General features: G+C 67.8%; 13 protein-coding genes. 5 read left to right on the top strand and 8 right to left on the bottom strand.

The window, feature by feature from the left end:
- Positions 1-70: 70 nt before the first annotated feature.
- Both AC3QL2_RS09550 and ruvB read left to right on the top strand, forming a co-directional pair.
- Positions 71-1150 carry an AI-2E family transporter gene (locus AC3QL2_RS09550; RefSeq protein ID WP_493233297.1) on the top strand — a complete coding sequence of 360 codons (1080 nt, stop codon included), beginning with the start codon at positions 71-73 and terminating at the stop codon, positions 1148-1150.
- Positions 1147-2223, top strand: a complete 1077-nt coding sequence (gene ruvB / locus AC3QL2_RS09545; RefSeq protein WP_493233296.1) for a Holliday junction branch migration DNA helicase RuvB — start codon at positions 1147-1149, stop codon at positions 2221-2223. The genes AC3QL2_RS09550 and ruvB overlap by 4 nt, the downstream gene beginning before the upstream one ends.
- Here ruvB and AC3QL2_RS09540 read toward each other — a convergent pair.
- The 5 genes from AC3QL2_RS09540 to AC3QL2_RS09520 all read right to left on the bottom strand — a co-directional run bounded on the left by AC3QL2_RS09540 (position 2220) and on the right by AC3QL2_RS09520 (position 6175).
- Positions 2220-2750, bottom strand: coding sequence for a hypothetical protein (locus AC3QL2_RS09540; protein WP_493233295.1), 531 nt, complete (start codon positions 2748-2750; stop codon positions 2220-2222). The genes ruvB and AC3QL2_RS09540 overlap by 4 nt on opposite strands.
- A gap of 118 nt (positions 2751-2868) precedes the next feature.
- Positions 2869-4053: a class I SAM-dependent rRNA methyltransferase gene (locus AC3QL2_RS09535; RefSeq protein WP_493233294.1), complete on the bottom strand. Its 1185-nt coding sequence runs from the start codon at positions 4051-4053 to the stop codon at positions 2869-2871.
- A gap of 190 nt (positions 4054-4243) precedes the next feature.
- Positions 4244-4894, bottom strand: coding sequence for a DUF484 family protein (locus AC3QL2_RS09530; RefSeq protein WP_493233293.1), 651 nt, complete (start codon positions 4892-4894; stop codon positions 4244-4246).
- A 31-nt stretch (positions 4895-4925) separates the two neighbouring features.
- Positions 4926-5765, bottom strand: coding sequence for a diaminopimelate epimerase (dapF, locus tag AC3QL2_RS09525; RefSeq protein WP_493233292.1), 840 nt, complete (start codon positions 5763-5765; stop codon positions 4926-4928).
- Positions 5762-6175: a CoA-binding protein gene (locus AC3QL2_RS09520; RefSeq protein ID WP_493233291.1), complete on the bottom strand. Its 414-nt coding sequence runs from the start codon at positions 6173-6175 to the stop codon at positions 5762-5764. Before AC3QL2_RS09520 ends, dapF begins: the two co-directional genes overlap by 4 nt.
- 87 nt (positions 6176-6262) lie before the next feature.
- Here AC3QL2_RS09520 and sppA point away from each other — a divergent pair, with 87 nt between their 5' ends.
- Positions 6263-8098, top strand: a complete 1836-nt coding sequence (sppA, locus tag AC3QL2_RS09515; protein WP_493233290.1) for a signal peptide peptidase SppA — start codon at positions 6263-6265, stop codon at positions 8096-8098.
- A gap of 81 nt (positions 8099-8179) precedes the next feature.
- Here sppA and AC3QL2_RS09510 read toward each other — a convergent pair whose 3' ends face one another.
- Both AC3QL2_RS09510 and AC3QL2_RS09505 read right to left on the bottom strand, forming a co-directional pair.
- Positions 8180-8518, bottom strand: coding sequence for a DUF2782 domain-containing protein (locus AC3QL2_RS09510; RefSeq protein ID WP_493233289.1), 339 nt, complete (start codon positions 8516-8518; stop codon positions 8180-8182).
- A gap of 46 nt (positions 8519-8564) precedes the next feature.
- The gene (locus AC3QL2_RS09505; protein ID WP_493233288.1) at positions 8565-9290 is read right to left on the bottom strand and encodes an LOG family protein; all 726 of its coding nucleotides are present in this window, start codon (positions 9288-9290) and stop codon (positions 8565-8567) included.
- Positions 9291-9350: 60 nt separating this feature from the next.
- Between AC3QL2_RS09505 and polA the strand changes: the two genes are divergently transcribed.
- Entirely contained in the window at positions 9351-12074 is a 2724-nt protein-coding gene (gene polA, locus AC3QL2_RS09500; RefSeq protein WP_493233287.1) for a DNA polymerase I, read from the top strand.
- 61 nt (positions 12075-12135) lie between these two features.
- Positions 12136-13443: a lytic murein transglycosylase gene (locus tag AC3QL2_RS09495; RefSeq protein ID WP_493233286.1), complete on the top strand. Its 1308-nt coding sequence runs from the start codon at positions 12136-12138 to the stop codon at positions 13441-13443.
- Here the strand turns inward: AC3QL2_RS09495 and AC3QL2_RS09490 are convergent.
- Positions 13366-13761 (bottom strand): response regulator, encoded by a 396-nt coding sequence (locus AC3QL2_RS09490; protein ID WP_493233285.1) that lies wholly within the window; start codon positions 13759-13761, stop codon positions 13366-13368. The genes AC3QL2_RS09495 and AC3QL2_RS09490 overlap by 78 nt on opposite strands.
- Positions 13762-13866: the final 105 nt, after the last annotated feature.

Genomic DNA, 13866 nt, shown 5'->3' with positions numbered 1-13866 from the left:
CCGGCACGGTGGACGTGGCACTGTCTAAAAGATCAGGGATAATTCCGCCATTCCATCCGAGAGGGCGCCCATGACTCCCAGACGCACTGCCCAGCTGGCCATCACCGCCGTGCTGATCCTCGGCTGCGCCTTCGTGCTCAGCCCCTTCTTCGCGGCCATCCTGTTCGCCGGCACGGTGTGCGTGACCACCTGGCCGATGTACCAGGCCCTGCACCGGCGCTTCGGTCGTCGCGACGGGCTGGCGGCGCTGACCATGACCTTGTTGCTGACGGCGGTGCTGCTGGTGCCGATGGTCGGTCTGGCCGCTTCGCTGACCGATTCGGCGATCACGTTGGTGGACTACGTGCGCGGCCTCATCGAGCAGTCCGACGGCCAGCCGCCGCGCTGGCTGAAAGATATTCCGCTGGTCGGCCACGACATCGACGCCTACGTGCGCAAGCTGGCCCACAGTCAGACCGAGGTGCGCAAGCTGGCGCTGGAAGCCATCGAGCCGGCGCGCAAGTTCGCGCTGGGCCTTGGCGGCATGGTCGGCCAGGGGTTGCTGCAGATCTCGCTGGTGCTGTTCATCGGCTTCTTCCTGTACCGCGACGGCGCGCGCATCGAGGCCCAGCTGGAAATCGGCGCGGCGCGCCTGGGCGGCCCGGTGTGGGGCGACCTGCTGCATCTTGCCGGCAGTACCGTCAAGGCGGTGATGATCGGCATCGTCGGCACTGCTGCGGCCCAGGCCCTGGTGGCGCTGGTGGGCTTCCTGGTGGCCGGCGTGCCGGGGGCGCTGCTGCTCGCCGCAGGGGTGTTCTTCCTGTCGCTGGTGCCCGTCGGGCCGCCGCTGATCTGGGGCGGCGCAGCCTTCTGGCTGTACCAGCAGGGCGACAACGGCTGGGCGATCTTCATGGTGCTGTGGGGCCTGCTGGCGATCAGCTCGGTGGACAACTTCCTCAAGCCGATCCTGATCAGCCGTACGTCCAGCCTGCCGATCCTGCTGATCGCCCTCGGCGCCTTCGGCGGCGTGCTGGCCTTCGGCTTCATCGGCATCTTCCTCGGACCCACCTTCCTGGCCCTCGGCCAGGCCTTGTTCACCAGCTGGACCGTCAGCCAGTCGGCCGATGCGCCGGCTGCTGAACTCGCAGAGGCCCCGGAGGGCCGTTCATGATCCACACCGACGACATCAAGGGCGGCCAGCCCGATCCCTCCGCCCGCCTGATCACCGCCCAGCGTGCCGGCAACCAGGAAGAGGCACTGGAGCGCGCGCTGCGCCCCAAGCGGCTCGACGACTACGTTGGCCAGCAGAAGATCCGCGATCAGCTCGATATCTTCATCGAAGCCGCCAAGCGGCGCAGCGAAGCCCTCGACCACGTGCTGCTGTTCGGCCCGCCGGGGCTCGGCAAGACAACACTCGCCCACATCGTGGCGGCCGAGATGGGCGTCAATCTGCGCCAGACTTCCGGCCCGGTGCTGGAACGCGCTGGCGACCTGGCGGCGCTGCTGACCAACCTCGAACCCCACGACGTGCTGTTCATCGACGAGATCCACCGCCTGAGCCCGGTGGTGGAGGAAATCCTCTACCCGGCGCTGGAGGACTTCCAGATCGACATCATGATCGGCGAAGGCCCGGCCGCCCGCTCGGTAAAGCTCGACCTGCCGCCGTTCACGCTGGTCGGCGCGACGACCCGCGCCGGCATGCTGACCAACCCGCTGCGCGACCGCTTCGGCATCGTCGCCCGCCTGGAGTTCTACACGCCGCAGGAACTGTCCTACATCGTCAGCCGCTCGGCCGGCCTGCTCGAGGTCGAGATCGAGGACACCGGCGCCTTCGAGATCGCCCGCCGGGCGCGCGGCACGCCGCGCATCGCCAACCGCCTGCTGCGCCGCGTGCGCGACTACGCCGAGGTGCGCGCCGACGGCCGCATCACCGCCGAGGTGGCAGATGCGGCGCTGACCATGTTGGACGTAGACCATCTGGGCCTCGACCTGATGGACCGCAAGCTATTGGGGGCGATGCTGGAGAAGTTCGGCGGCGGCCCGGTGGGCCTGGACAACCTGGCGGCGGCGATCGGCGAATCGTCCGACACCATCGAGGACGTGCTGGAACCCTACCTCATTCAGCAGGGCTACCTGCAGCGTACGCCGCGGGGCCGCATGGCCACCGCGTCGATCTGGCAACACTTCGGCCTGCTGCCGCCCGGCGCGGCGGGCAACGGCAGCCTGCGGGAGGGCGACGCCTAGGCGTCGGCGCTGCCCAGCGCGGTGTGAATCCGCTCGGCAGTGCTCAGGAAATCGTCGAGGTTCTCCTGGTCGAGGGGCTGGATGTACAGCCGGGCGGCCTTGGCGGTGATCGTCAGGCCGCCTTTCTGGTCGCGCGCGATCCAGCCCTGCTGGATCAGGTTGCTGACCTTGCGGCGCACGGTTTCCCGCGGGATGCCCGTGGACGAGCTGATCGAGAAGGCGTTGCAGGGGCGCAGCGGCAGCTGTCGGAAGTCGTCGTCGGCGGTGCTCCGGATGATCGAGGTCAGGGTCTGGTCATCCAGGCCAAGACCGCCGATGTTGTAGAGGCCGACTTCGCCGAGGACGATCGGTAGCAGCAGATCGCCATCGAAGGCGGCATACAGGCGCACCAGGTAGCGCAGGTTGTAGCGGGAGAGGAGGAGGGCAGCAGCGCGTCGGTCGGGGCCTGCCAGGGCCCCGGTATCGCCCGCCATGGGGGGGGCGAGGAAGACCGACTCGCGCGAGCCAGGGGGCAAGGGGGTGTCCATCGGTAGCTCCATCGGGATAATCAATCGGAATGCTGAAACACTATTTAACTTTTCAGTGGCTTGAGCATACACACCTCTTGCCACTCGCATGCCGAAAAACTACCCGTTTTGGGTTTTCCTATATCTGACAGGCCAGTCCCTTGAGGTATTCGCCTTCGGGAACGGCCAGCCCGATGGGGTGGTCGGGAGCCGCGGACAGGCGGTGCAGGATGCGCGCTTCGACGCCGACGTCTGCAGCTGCTCCGGCAACGATTTTCTGGAACAGTTCCTGGCCGATGCCGCCGGAACAGGAATAAGTCATCAAGATTCCGCCCGGATTGAGCAGGCGGAAGCCCAGCAGGTTGATGTCCTTGTAGGCGCGGGCGGCCCGCTCGGCGTGGGCGGCGGACGGCGCGAACTTGGGCGGATCGAGGACGATCAGGTCGAACTTGCGGCCCTCGGCCTTGAAGCCGCGCAGGGCCTGGAAAACGTCATCCTCGCGCCATTCGGCACGGCTGGCGTCGAGCTGCGGGTTGAGGGTCAGGTTGCGGGCGGCGGTGAGCAGCGCCGGGCCCGACGAGTCGATGGAGATCACGCTCTTGGCGCCGCCGGCCAGCGCCTGCAGCGAGAAGCCGCCGGTGTAGCAGAAGCAGTTGAGCACGTCGCGGCCGGCCGATAGCTGGCCGGTGAGCAGACGGTTGTCGCGCTGGTCGAGGTAGAAGCCGGTCTTGTGGCCGCCGACCACGTCCACTTCCATGCGCACGCCGTTCTCGACGATGTTCAGTGTCGCCGGCAGCTCGCCATGGGCCAGGCCGGTGACCGGGCCGAGGCCTTCGAGCTTGCGCACGTCGGAGTCGGAGCGCTCATAGACAGTGCTGCAGCCGGTCGCCTGGACCAGGCCGGCGACGATCGCCTCGCGCCATTTGTCGGCCCCCGCGCTGGTCAGCTGGACGACGACGACGGGGCCGAAGCGGTCGGCGATGACGCCCGGCAGGCCGTCGGATTCGCCGTGGATCAGGCGCACGCCATCCTGCCCGGCCAGCCACGGGTGGGTCGCCCGCCGTGCCACCGACGCGGCCACGCTGCGCTTGATGAAGGCGTGATCCACCGACTGGTCGCAGTCGAAGGTCCACACCCGTGCGCGGATCTGCGATTCCGGCGACCATGCCGCCCGCGCCAGCGCGCGCCCGTCGGCATCCTTCACCAGCACCGTATCCCCCGGCCGCGCCCGCCCCTCCAGCCGATCCACGGAGCCGGCAAAGATCCAGGGGTGACGACGGAGCACGGAACGTTCCTTGCCGGGCTTGAGAATGAGATCGGTCATGACAGTGGCGCTATGAAAATGAAGAACAAACAGAGAGAAACAACAGAGAACAACAGAACAACAACCTCAGCGGCTAGGGGGGCAGAAGGCGTAGCGAGCGACCCGAGGTCGCGGCGAGGCGCACAGCCGTACTCAAGTACGGCGAGCACCGCAGCCGCGAGATCGGGCCGCGCAGTAGCCTTATGCGCCCCTAGCCGAGTTGGCGGATGAGGGCGGAGCTGACCATCTCGCCGATGCGCGAGACGTACAGCGTACCCATCTCAGGATAGAACCGTTCCGGGTCTTCGCTGCCCATCGCGAGCATGCCGAAGGTCTGTTCGTCGCGGCGCAGGGGCACCAGCGCCACCGAGCGGATCAACCGGCTCGCCGGGCCGAACCAGCCGGTGGCCTCGCGCAGCGCCGGCGTGCCGCAATAGGGCTGCATGAGGTCGCCGCTGAAGAAGCGGACCTCCTCGCCGACCGGCAGGAACTCCGGTCCGCCGCGCGTCAGCACGCTGTTCCATACGCGGAAGGCCACGTGGGGCACGGCGAAGTCTTCCTGCAGGTGCAGGTAGATGACCTGGCGGATCGCCTCGAAATCCTCGGCCTCCAGCAGCGACACGGTCAGCCGATGGACCTTGGCGCTGATGCCGTCGTTCTCCTCGCCGAAGGACAGCAGCTCGGCGAACTTGTCCTCCAGGTGGGCGATGCGGTCGCGCAGGGCGATCAGCTGGCGCTCGGTGAGGGAGATCGCGTGGCCGGTGTGCGGGTGGCCCACCTTCAGGTCGGTCAGCAGGGTCGAGTGTTCGTCGAAGAAGTCGGGATGCTCCTGCAGGAACTGGGCGACGTCGGAAGGGGTCATGGCGTTCGGGCCGGTGGGCGCAGGTGAGGGTTCAGGGGAGCGTCAGCTCACCCGAAAAGACGGTGACCGCCGGGCCGGTCATCAGGACCGGGGTGCCGACACCGTTCCATGCGATGGTGAGCTCGCCGCCACGGGTTTCGACGGTGACGGGAGAGACCACCAGCTCGCGCAGGATGCCCGCCACCACCGCCGCGCAGGCCCCCGTGCCACAGGCCAGGGTTTCGCCGGCGCCGCGTTCGTAGACCCGCAGGCGTACCCGATGTTCATCGACGACCTGCAAAAAGCCGGCGTTGACCCGCGCCGGGAAGCGCGGATGGTTTTCGATCAGCGGGCCCTGGACGGCCACCGGGGCACTGTCCACGTCGGCCACCACCTGCACCGCGTGAGGATTGCCCATGCTGACCGCGGTGATGGCGACGGCCGTGCCGGCCACGTCGAGGGGTTGCACGTGGGCGTCGGAGTCGCTGACGAAGGGCACGTCGGCCGGCTTGAGGACCGGCACGCCCATGTCGACGGTGACGTTGCCGTCCGCTTCGAGGCGCGGCGCGATGATGCCCTTCTTGGTTTCGACGCGGATCTCCCGCTTGTCGGTGAGGCCTTGGTCGAAGACGAAGCGGGCGAAGCAGCGGGCGCCGTTGCCGCACTGTTCCACCTCGCCGCCGTCGGCGTTGAAGATGCGGTAGCGGAAGTCCACGCCCGGTGCCTGGGCCGGCTCGACGACCAGCAGCTGGTCGCAGCCGACGCCGAAATGGCGGTCGGCCAGGTGGCGGACCTGTTCCTCGGTGAGCTGGATGTCCTGGCGCACGGCGTCGATCATCACGAAGTCGTTGCCGAGGCCCTGCATCTTGGTAAAGGCGAGTTTCTTGCTCATGGGATAAAATCCAGGTAATCGCGCCACACGCAGCGGTCCATCACGACGGTGATGCCCGCCGCGCGGGCCCGCTCGGCGGCTTTTTCGTTGATCACGCCGTCCTGCAGCCACAGGCGCTTGACGCCCAGGGCGATGCATTCGTCGACGATCGGGTCGATCTGGTCGGCGGCGCGGAACACGTCCACCAGATCGACCGGGTGTGGGATGTCGGACAGCCGCGGATAGGCCTTTTCGCCGAGAACTTCGGCAACGGCCGGCCGAACCGGTACGATTCGGTATCCGAAACCCTGCATGCCCTTGGCCACCCTGTGGCTCGGGCGATCCGGACGCGGCGACAGGCCGACCACGGCGATCGTCTTGACCTCCTGCAGCAGGCGGCGGATCTGGTCGGGCGGGGGATTGGTAAACATGGCGGGATTCTACCGGATTGGTGGGGTGCAGAAAGCCTGCGGATGTCCGCAGGGAATAGGGTCAGGTGGCCCGGTTTGGAGAATGCAATGGAGCGCAATGCACGGCCTGGTGTCGTGAGAAGGGGATTCTCGTCGGTCTGGCGGGCGGTGGACCGCCTGCGGCAGGTGAGTCTCAACGTGTTGTTCATCGCCGTGGTGGTGTTCGTGGTGGGCGGCTGGTGGGCAGCCCGGCCGGCTCCGTTGCCCACCGATGCGGCGCTGCTGGTGGCGCCGGTCGGTCAGCTCGTCGAGCAGCGCAGCGCGCGCAGCCCGATGGGCGTGCTGCAGGGTGTCGAGGGCATCCACCAGGTGCTGCTGCGCGACGTGGTGGATGGCATTCGCGCCGCCGCCACCGATTCGCGCATCAAGGCGCTGGTCATCGAGACCGACGGCCTGTCGGGCGCGGGCCTCGCCAAGCTGCAGGAAATCGCTGCGGCCATTGGCGAGTTCCGTAAGGCCGGCAAGAAGGTTTATGCCTACGGCCGGCGCTTCGATCAGGGCCAGTACCACCTGGCGTCCCGTGCCGACGAGGTCTTCGTGAATCCCGACGGCTACGTGCTGCTGTCCGGCTTCGCGCGCTTCCCGACCTACTTCAAGGGCTTGTTCGATCAGGTCGGCGTGAAGATGCAGGTCTTCCGCGTCGGCACCTACAAGTCCTTCGTCGAGCCCTACACCCGCAGCGACATGTCGGCGGAGGACCGGGAGGCCACCAAGGCCTACCTGGACGCGGCCTGGCAGGCTTATCAGGCGGATATCGCCGCGGCCCGGCCGAAAGCGGGGGCCAACCTGGCCACCTACATCGGCGACGCGCCGGCGCAACTGGCCGCAGCCGGCGGCGACGCGGCCAAGATGGCGCACAACGCCGGCCTGGTGGACGGCCTTAAGACAGCCGACCAGTGGCGCGACTTCCTGAAAGTGCAGATCGGTGCGGCGGACGACGGCAAGGGCTACCGCCACGTGGATCTGGCTACCTACGTGGCCCGCGTGCGCGACGAGCAGCCGCACCCGGCGGACAAGATCGGCGTGGTGGTGGCACAGGGCGCCATCGTCGACGGCGAGCAGCCGCCCGGCGTGGTCGGCGGTGACACGCTGGCCGGCCTGATTCGTCAGGCCCGCGAGGACAAGGCGATCAAGGCGGTGGTGCTGCGCGTGGACAGTCCGGGCGGCAGCGCGACGGCGTCCGAAGTGATCCGCCGCGAGCTGGAACTGACCCGCGAGGCCGGCAAGCCGGTGATCGTGTCGATGGGCTCGGTGGCGGCCTCCGGTGGCTACTGGATCAGCATGGCGGCCGACGAGGTGTGGGCCAGCCCGACCACCATCACCGGTTCGATCGGCATCTTCGCGATGATGCCGGACATCTCCGGCCCGATGGCCAAGCTGGGCCTGACGGTGGACGGGGTCGGCACCACCGTGCTGGCCGGCGGCCTCGACCCGCGCCGGCCCCTCGACCCGCAGGTCGCCAATCTGCTGCAGCAGAACATCGAGTTCGGCTACCGGCGCTTCGTCGAACTGGTCGGCAAGAACCGCAAGATGACGGTCGAGGCTGTGGACCAAGTCGCCCAGGGGCGGGTATGGATGGGCAGCCAGGCCCGCGAAAAAGGCCTGGTGGACAAGCTCGGCAACCTGGATGCGGCCCTCAAGGCCGCCGCTGCGCGGGCCGGCCTGAAGGACTACGACGTGAGCTACGTGGAAAAGCCCCTGTCGCCCCGCGACCAGCTGCTGCTGCGCCTGCTCGACAGTGGCGAGGAAGAGACCCGCGGCGCGGTGCGTCCGGCGTCGGTGGTGGACCAGGCGCTGGCGAAGATCCGCAGCGAGCTGGCCGGCCTGGCCTTGTGGAACGACCCCGGCCACGTGTATCTGCACTGCCTGTGCGACGCGCCGTAAGGGCGGAGGGCGTCCAGATGTGGAACGGGGCAGCCTGCTGGCTGCCCCGTTTTTTCATCCACTGCCTGTTTGGTCAGCGGCTCACCAGCGCTTGATGACCCACTTCGGCACACGCAGGCCGCTGTCCTGGGAGCTTCGGCGCGTGAAGTCGCCCTGGCCGACGTCGTCGTAAAGGTAGTAGGACGGGCCGTTGGGCGGCGTCACCTTGATCATGTAGAGCTGGCCGTTGACGCGGTATTCCTCGACGGTGTCCTCGCCCTTCTTGACGATCGTGACCTGCGGTGCCTGCTCCTGTTCCAGCTCCATGCCGGGCGGCGGCGGGGGTGGTTCGGGCAGGGGTTCGAGCTTGGGGGGCTGCTGGGCCCATGCAGAGGCGGTGACGGCGATCAGCAGGGTGGCGAAATGGCTAACGCGGGGCATGAAGTTCTCCTGACTATGCCGTGATTGTAAGCTGCGGGGCCGCCCGTCAGAGGTTGAGCATCAGCTCGTGCTCTTCCGGCAGCGGCAGGAAGCCGCGGCTCTGGTAATGGTTGAAGATCGCATCCACCACCTTCTCGGGTTCGTCGATGACCTGGACCAGGTTGAGGTCGTCCGGGTTGATCATGCCCTCGTCCACCAGCCGTTCCTTGAACCAGTCGATCAGGCCGCGCCAGAAGGGCTCGTGGACCAGGATCACCGGGATCTTGCTGCTCTTGCCGGTCTGGATCAGCGTCATCGCCTCCAGCAGTTCGTCCAGCGTGCCGAAGCCGCCGGGCATCACCACGTAGGCCACCGCGAACTTCACGAACATGAACTTGCGCGCGAAGAAGTGCTGGAAGGTCTGGGAGATGTCCTGATAGGGATTGGCTTGCTGCTCCATCGGCAGCTGGATGTTCAGCCCGACGCTCGGCGATTTGCCGAAATAGGCGCCCTTGTTGGCTGCCTCCATGATGCCGGGGCCGCCGCCGGAGATCACCGAGAAGCCGGCGTCGGACAGCAGGCGCGCGATGCGTTCGGTCTTTTCGTAGTACGGATGATCGGGCTTGGTGCGGGCGCTGCCGAAGATCGAGACGGCCGGGCGGATCGGTTTCAGGCGTTCGGTCGCTTCGACGAACTCTGCCATAATTCCGAAAATCCGCCACGACTCCCTGGCCGTGAAATTCTGCGCCGCAGTGCTCGGCACCATCCGGGGGAGTTTGTCTTTTGCAGTCATTTTTCTTGTAAGGAATGAGGGGTGAGGGGTGAGGTTTCGCCTGCTCTGCCTCGCGAACCCATGCCGACCCTGTTGCTCGTAGACGGTTCCAGTTACCTGTACCGTGCCTTTCATGCCTTGCCCGACCTGCGCAATTCGTCGGGAGAACCCACTGGCGCGGTGCGCGGGGTTCTTTCCATGCTACGTCGGCTCGAATCCGACTACAAGGCGGAATACCGCGCCTGCGTATTCGATGCCAAGGGCAAGACCTTCCGCGACGACTGGTTTCCCGACTACAAGGCCCAGCGCCCGCCGATGCCGGACGACCTGCGCGCCCAGATCGAGCCGCTGCACGAGGCTGTGAAGGCTGAGGGCTGGCCGCTGCTGATGGAAGAGGGCGTCGAGGCCGACGACGTGATCGGCACGCTGACCCGCCGCGCCGTCGAGGCCGGCTGGGAGGTCGTCATCTCCACCGGCGACAAGGACCTGACCCAGCTCGTCCAGCCCGGTGTGCGCTGGGTGAACACGATGAGCGAGGAAGTCCTCGACGAGGCCGGCGTGACCGCCAAGTTCGGCGTGCCGCCGAATCTGATCGTCGACTACCTGACCCTGATCGGCGACACCGTGGACAACGTGCCCGGCGTCGAGAAGTGCGGCCCCAAGACCGCGGTGAAATGGCTCACCGAGTACGGCAACCTGGATAACCTGGTGGCCAACGCCGACAAGGTCGGCGGCAAGGTCGGCGAGAATCTGCGCAAGCACCTGGACTTCCTGCCCCTCGGGCGCAGGCTGGTCACCGTCGTCACCGACCTGCCGCTGCCGGTCGGCCCTGCCGACCTGCCGGCGCGGGAAGACGACAAGGAGGCGCTGGCGGCGATCTACCGGCGCATGGAGTTCAAGGGCTGGCTGAAGGAGCTGGAGCAGGGCGTGCATCGCGCCGCGCCGGCCGTCGTCGAGGCGCCCGAGGCCGTCGTGCCTCAGGGCGAGCCGGGCGCCCACCGCACGGGCTACGAGACGCTGCTCGACTGGGCCGCCTTCGACGCGTGGCTGGCCAAGATCTCCGCGGCTGAACTCACCGCCTTCGACACCGAAACCACCGGCCTCGACCCGCTGGTCGCAACGCTGGTCGGCATGTCCTTCGCCACCGTCGAGGGCGAGGCGGCCTACCTGCCGCTGTCCCACAGCTACGCCGACGCACCGGCCCAGCTGCCGCTGGCCGAGGTGCTGGCCAGGCTGAAGCCCTGGCTGGAATCCGACGCCCATCGCAAGCTCGGTCAGAACCTCAAGTACGACGCCCACATCCTGGCCAATCACGGCATCCAGCTTGCAGGCATCGCGGAGGACACGCTGCTCGAGTCCTATGTGCTGGAAAGCGACAAGTCCCACGACATGGATTCCCTGGCCAGCCGCCACCTGGGCCTCAAGACGCTGACCTACGCCGAAGTGTGCGGCAAGGGCGCCAAGCAGATCGGCTTCGGCGAGGTCGAGTTGGCCCGCGCCACCGAATACGCCGCCGAGGACGCCGACATCACGCTGCGCCTGCACAACGCGCTGGCCGCCCAGCTGGCCGTCGAGCCGGCCCTCGCCGCGCTGTACCGGGACGTGGAGCTGCCCACCGCGCGGGTGCTCTTCGAGATGGAGCGCAACGGTGTGCTGATCGACGACTTCCTGCTGGCCCAGCATTCCGAGGAGCTCGGCCGCCGCCTGCACGAACTGGAGCAGCAGGCCCATGAGCTGGCCGGCCAGCCCTTCAACCTGGGCTCGCCCAAGCAGCTCGGCGAGATCCTGTTCACCAAGCTGGGCCTGCCGGTGGTCAAGAAGACCGCCACCGGCCAGCCGTCCACCGACGAAGACGTGCTGTCCCAGCTCGCCGACGACTACCCGCTGCCCAAGCTGCTGCTGGAACACCGCAGCCTCGCCAAGCTGAAGAACACCTACACCGACAAGCTGCCGCTGATGGTCAATCCGAAGACCGGCCGCGTGCACACCAGCTTCAGCCAGGCGGTGGCAGTCACCGGCCGGCTCGCCAGCTCCGAGCCCAACCTGCAGAACATCCCGATCCGCACGCCGGAAGGGCGCCGCATCCGCGCCGCCTTCATCGCCCCGGCCGGCCACCGGATCGTGTCGGCCGACTACTCGCAGATCGAGCTGCGCATCATGGCCCACCTGTCCGGCGACAAGGGCCTGCTGGACGCCTTCGCCCACGGCGAGGACGTGCACCGCGCTACCGCCGCCGAGATCTTCGGCGTCACGCCGCTGGAGGTCAGCAGCGAGCAGCGCCGCTACGCCAAGGTGATCAACTTCGGCCTGATCTACGGCATGAGCGCCCACGGCCTGGCCAAGAACCTGAGCATCGAGCGGGTCGCCGCGGCCAACTATATCGACCGCTACTTCGCGCGCTATCCCGGCGTCGCCGCCTACATGGAGCGCACCCGCCTGGAGGCCAAGACCAACGGTTACGTCGAGACGGTGTTCGGGCGCCGCCTGCACCTGCCGGACATCCGCGCCCAGCAGGTGGGCCGCCGCCAGGGCGCCGAGCGGGCAGCGATCAACGCGCCGATGCAGGGCACCGCCGCCGACCTGATCAAGAAGGCGATGATCGCCACGTCGGCCTGGCTGAAGACGGCCGGCGTCAAATCGCGCCTGATCCTGCAGGTACACGATGAATTGGTGCTCGAAGTGCCGGACGACGAGGTTGAATTGATCCGCGTCCAGCTGCCGAAGCTGATGGCAGGTGTGGCGCAACTTTCCGTGCCGCTGGTGGCCGAAGTGGGTATCGGCGCCAACTGGGATGAAGCCCACTGAGCGGATCTTCGTCCGTCGCCCGATGCAAGGAAGCCCGTCTGTACCCGAGAAGCGATTCGGAATGAACACCTCTTTCACCGCGGGGGCGCAGCCCGTCGCCCGCCGCCCGCGCCACGCGCTCCGGCGCCTGTCCGCCCCGCTGCTGGCGGCCGTCCTGACGGCCACCGCCCATGCCCAGGCCGCGCCCGACCCGGCTGGCTTCGCCCCCTGCGTGGCCGGCCTGAAGGCCGCCGCGGTGGCCCGTGGCGTGTCGCCGGAAGGCTATGAGCGCCTCACCGCCAGCCTCGCGCCGGACATGAAGGTGCTCGATCTTCTCGACTACCAGCCGGAGTTCCGTACCCCGATCTGGGATTACCTCGCCGGCCTGGTGGACGACGAGCGCGTCGCCGACGGCCAGGCCATGCTCGCTCAGTGGGGCGATACGCTGGCGGCGGTGGCGGCGCGCTTCCACGTGGACCCGGCCACGGTGGTCGCGGTGTGGGGCGTGGAGAGCAACTTCGGGCGCAATTTCGGTTCCCGTCCGCTGCTCACGTCGCTATCCACGCTCTCCTGCTACGGGCGGCGCCAGGCCTATTTCCGTGGCGAGTTCTACGACGCGCTGAAAATCGTCGATAGCGGTGACGTGAGCGTCGAGCAGCTCACCGGCTCGTGGGCCGGGGCCTTTGGCCACACCCAGTTCATGCCGTCCACCTTCCTGCGCCTGGCGGTGGATTTCGACGGCGACGGCCGCCGTGACCTGGTTGGCAGTATTCCCGACGCGCTGGCGTCCACCGCCAACTTCCTGAAGAAGGCGGGCTGGCGTGGCGATGAAGTGTGGGGCTACGAGGTGCGCCTGCCGGACGGTTTCGACGCCAGCGGCGCCGGGCGGCGCAACAAGCAGCCGCTGGCGGCGTGGAGCGCCCGTGGCGTGATGCGCGTCGACGGCACGCCGCTGGACGGCGCCGGCAACGCCGGCCTGCTGCTGCCGGCCGGACCGAAGGGGCCGGCCTTCCTGGTATTCCGCAATTTCGATGCGATCTACGGCTACAACGCCGCCGAAAGCTATGCGCTGGCCATCGCCCATCTGTCCGACCGCCTGCGCGGCGGCGGGCCTTTCGTCACCCCGTGGCCGACCGACGACGCCGGCCTGTCCCGTGCCGAGCGACGCGAGCTGCAGACGCTGCTGGCCGCCCGCGGCCACGCCATCGGTACCGTGGACGGCATGCTCGGCGACGCCAGCCGGGCGGCGATCCGCGTGGAGCAGCAGCGCCTTGGCCATTCGGTGGATGGGCGCGGCGGCCAGAAACTGCTATCAGCCCTGCGACGGGAAGGCAGCGCGGGGCAGCCGCTGGAGCAGGATGGCCTCGATGCGCCGGCGCAGGGCCGGTAGCTGGAAGGGCTTCAGCACATAACCCTGAATGTCGAGGGCCAGCATCGCGCCGACCTGGTCGCGTGCCCCTTCGGCGGTGAGTACGATGATGCGGGTCTCCGGATCCTCGGCGCGGATGTGCTTGATCAACTCGTCACCGCGCATGCCCGGCATGTTCCAGTCGGTGACGACCAGATCGGGCTGTTCCTGCCGGCACAGTTCCAGTGCCCGTGCGCCGTTGGGGGCTTCGAGGATCGTGTATTGCAGCGGGGCGATGGCGGCCCGCACGAAGCCGCGGATCGTCGCGACGTCGTCGACGATGAGGACCTTGTAAGTCATTCTGTGACGCAGGTAGGCGGAGTTGTCACATTAACGGAGCGTTGGCGGCCGAGCTTGAAAAGATTGTGTCCTGCTCGCCCGGCCGGCCGCCGGCGGCGCGAGCCA

This window comes from Zoogloea sp. GW822-FHT05C07 (genome assembly GCF_058800215.1).
This window is presented reverse-complemented; position numbering and strand designations above follow the sequence as displayed.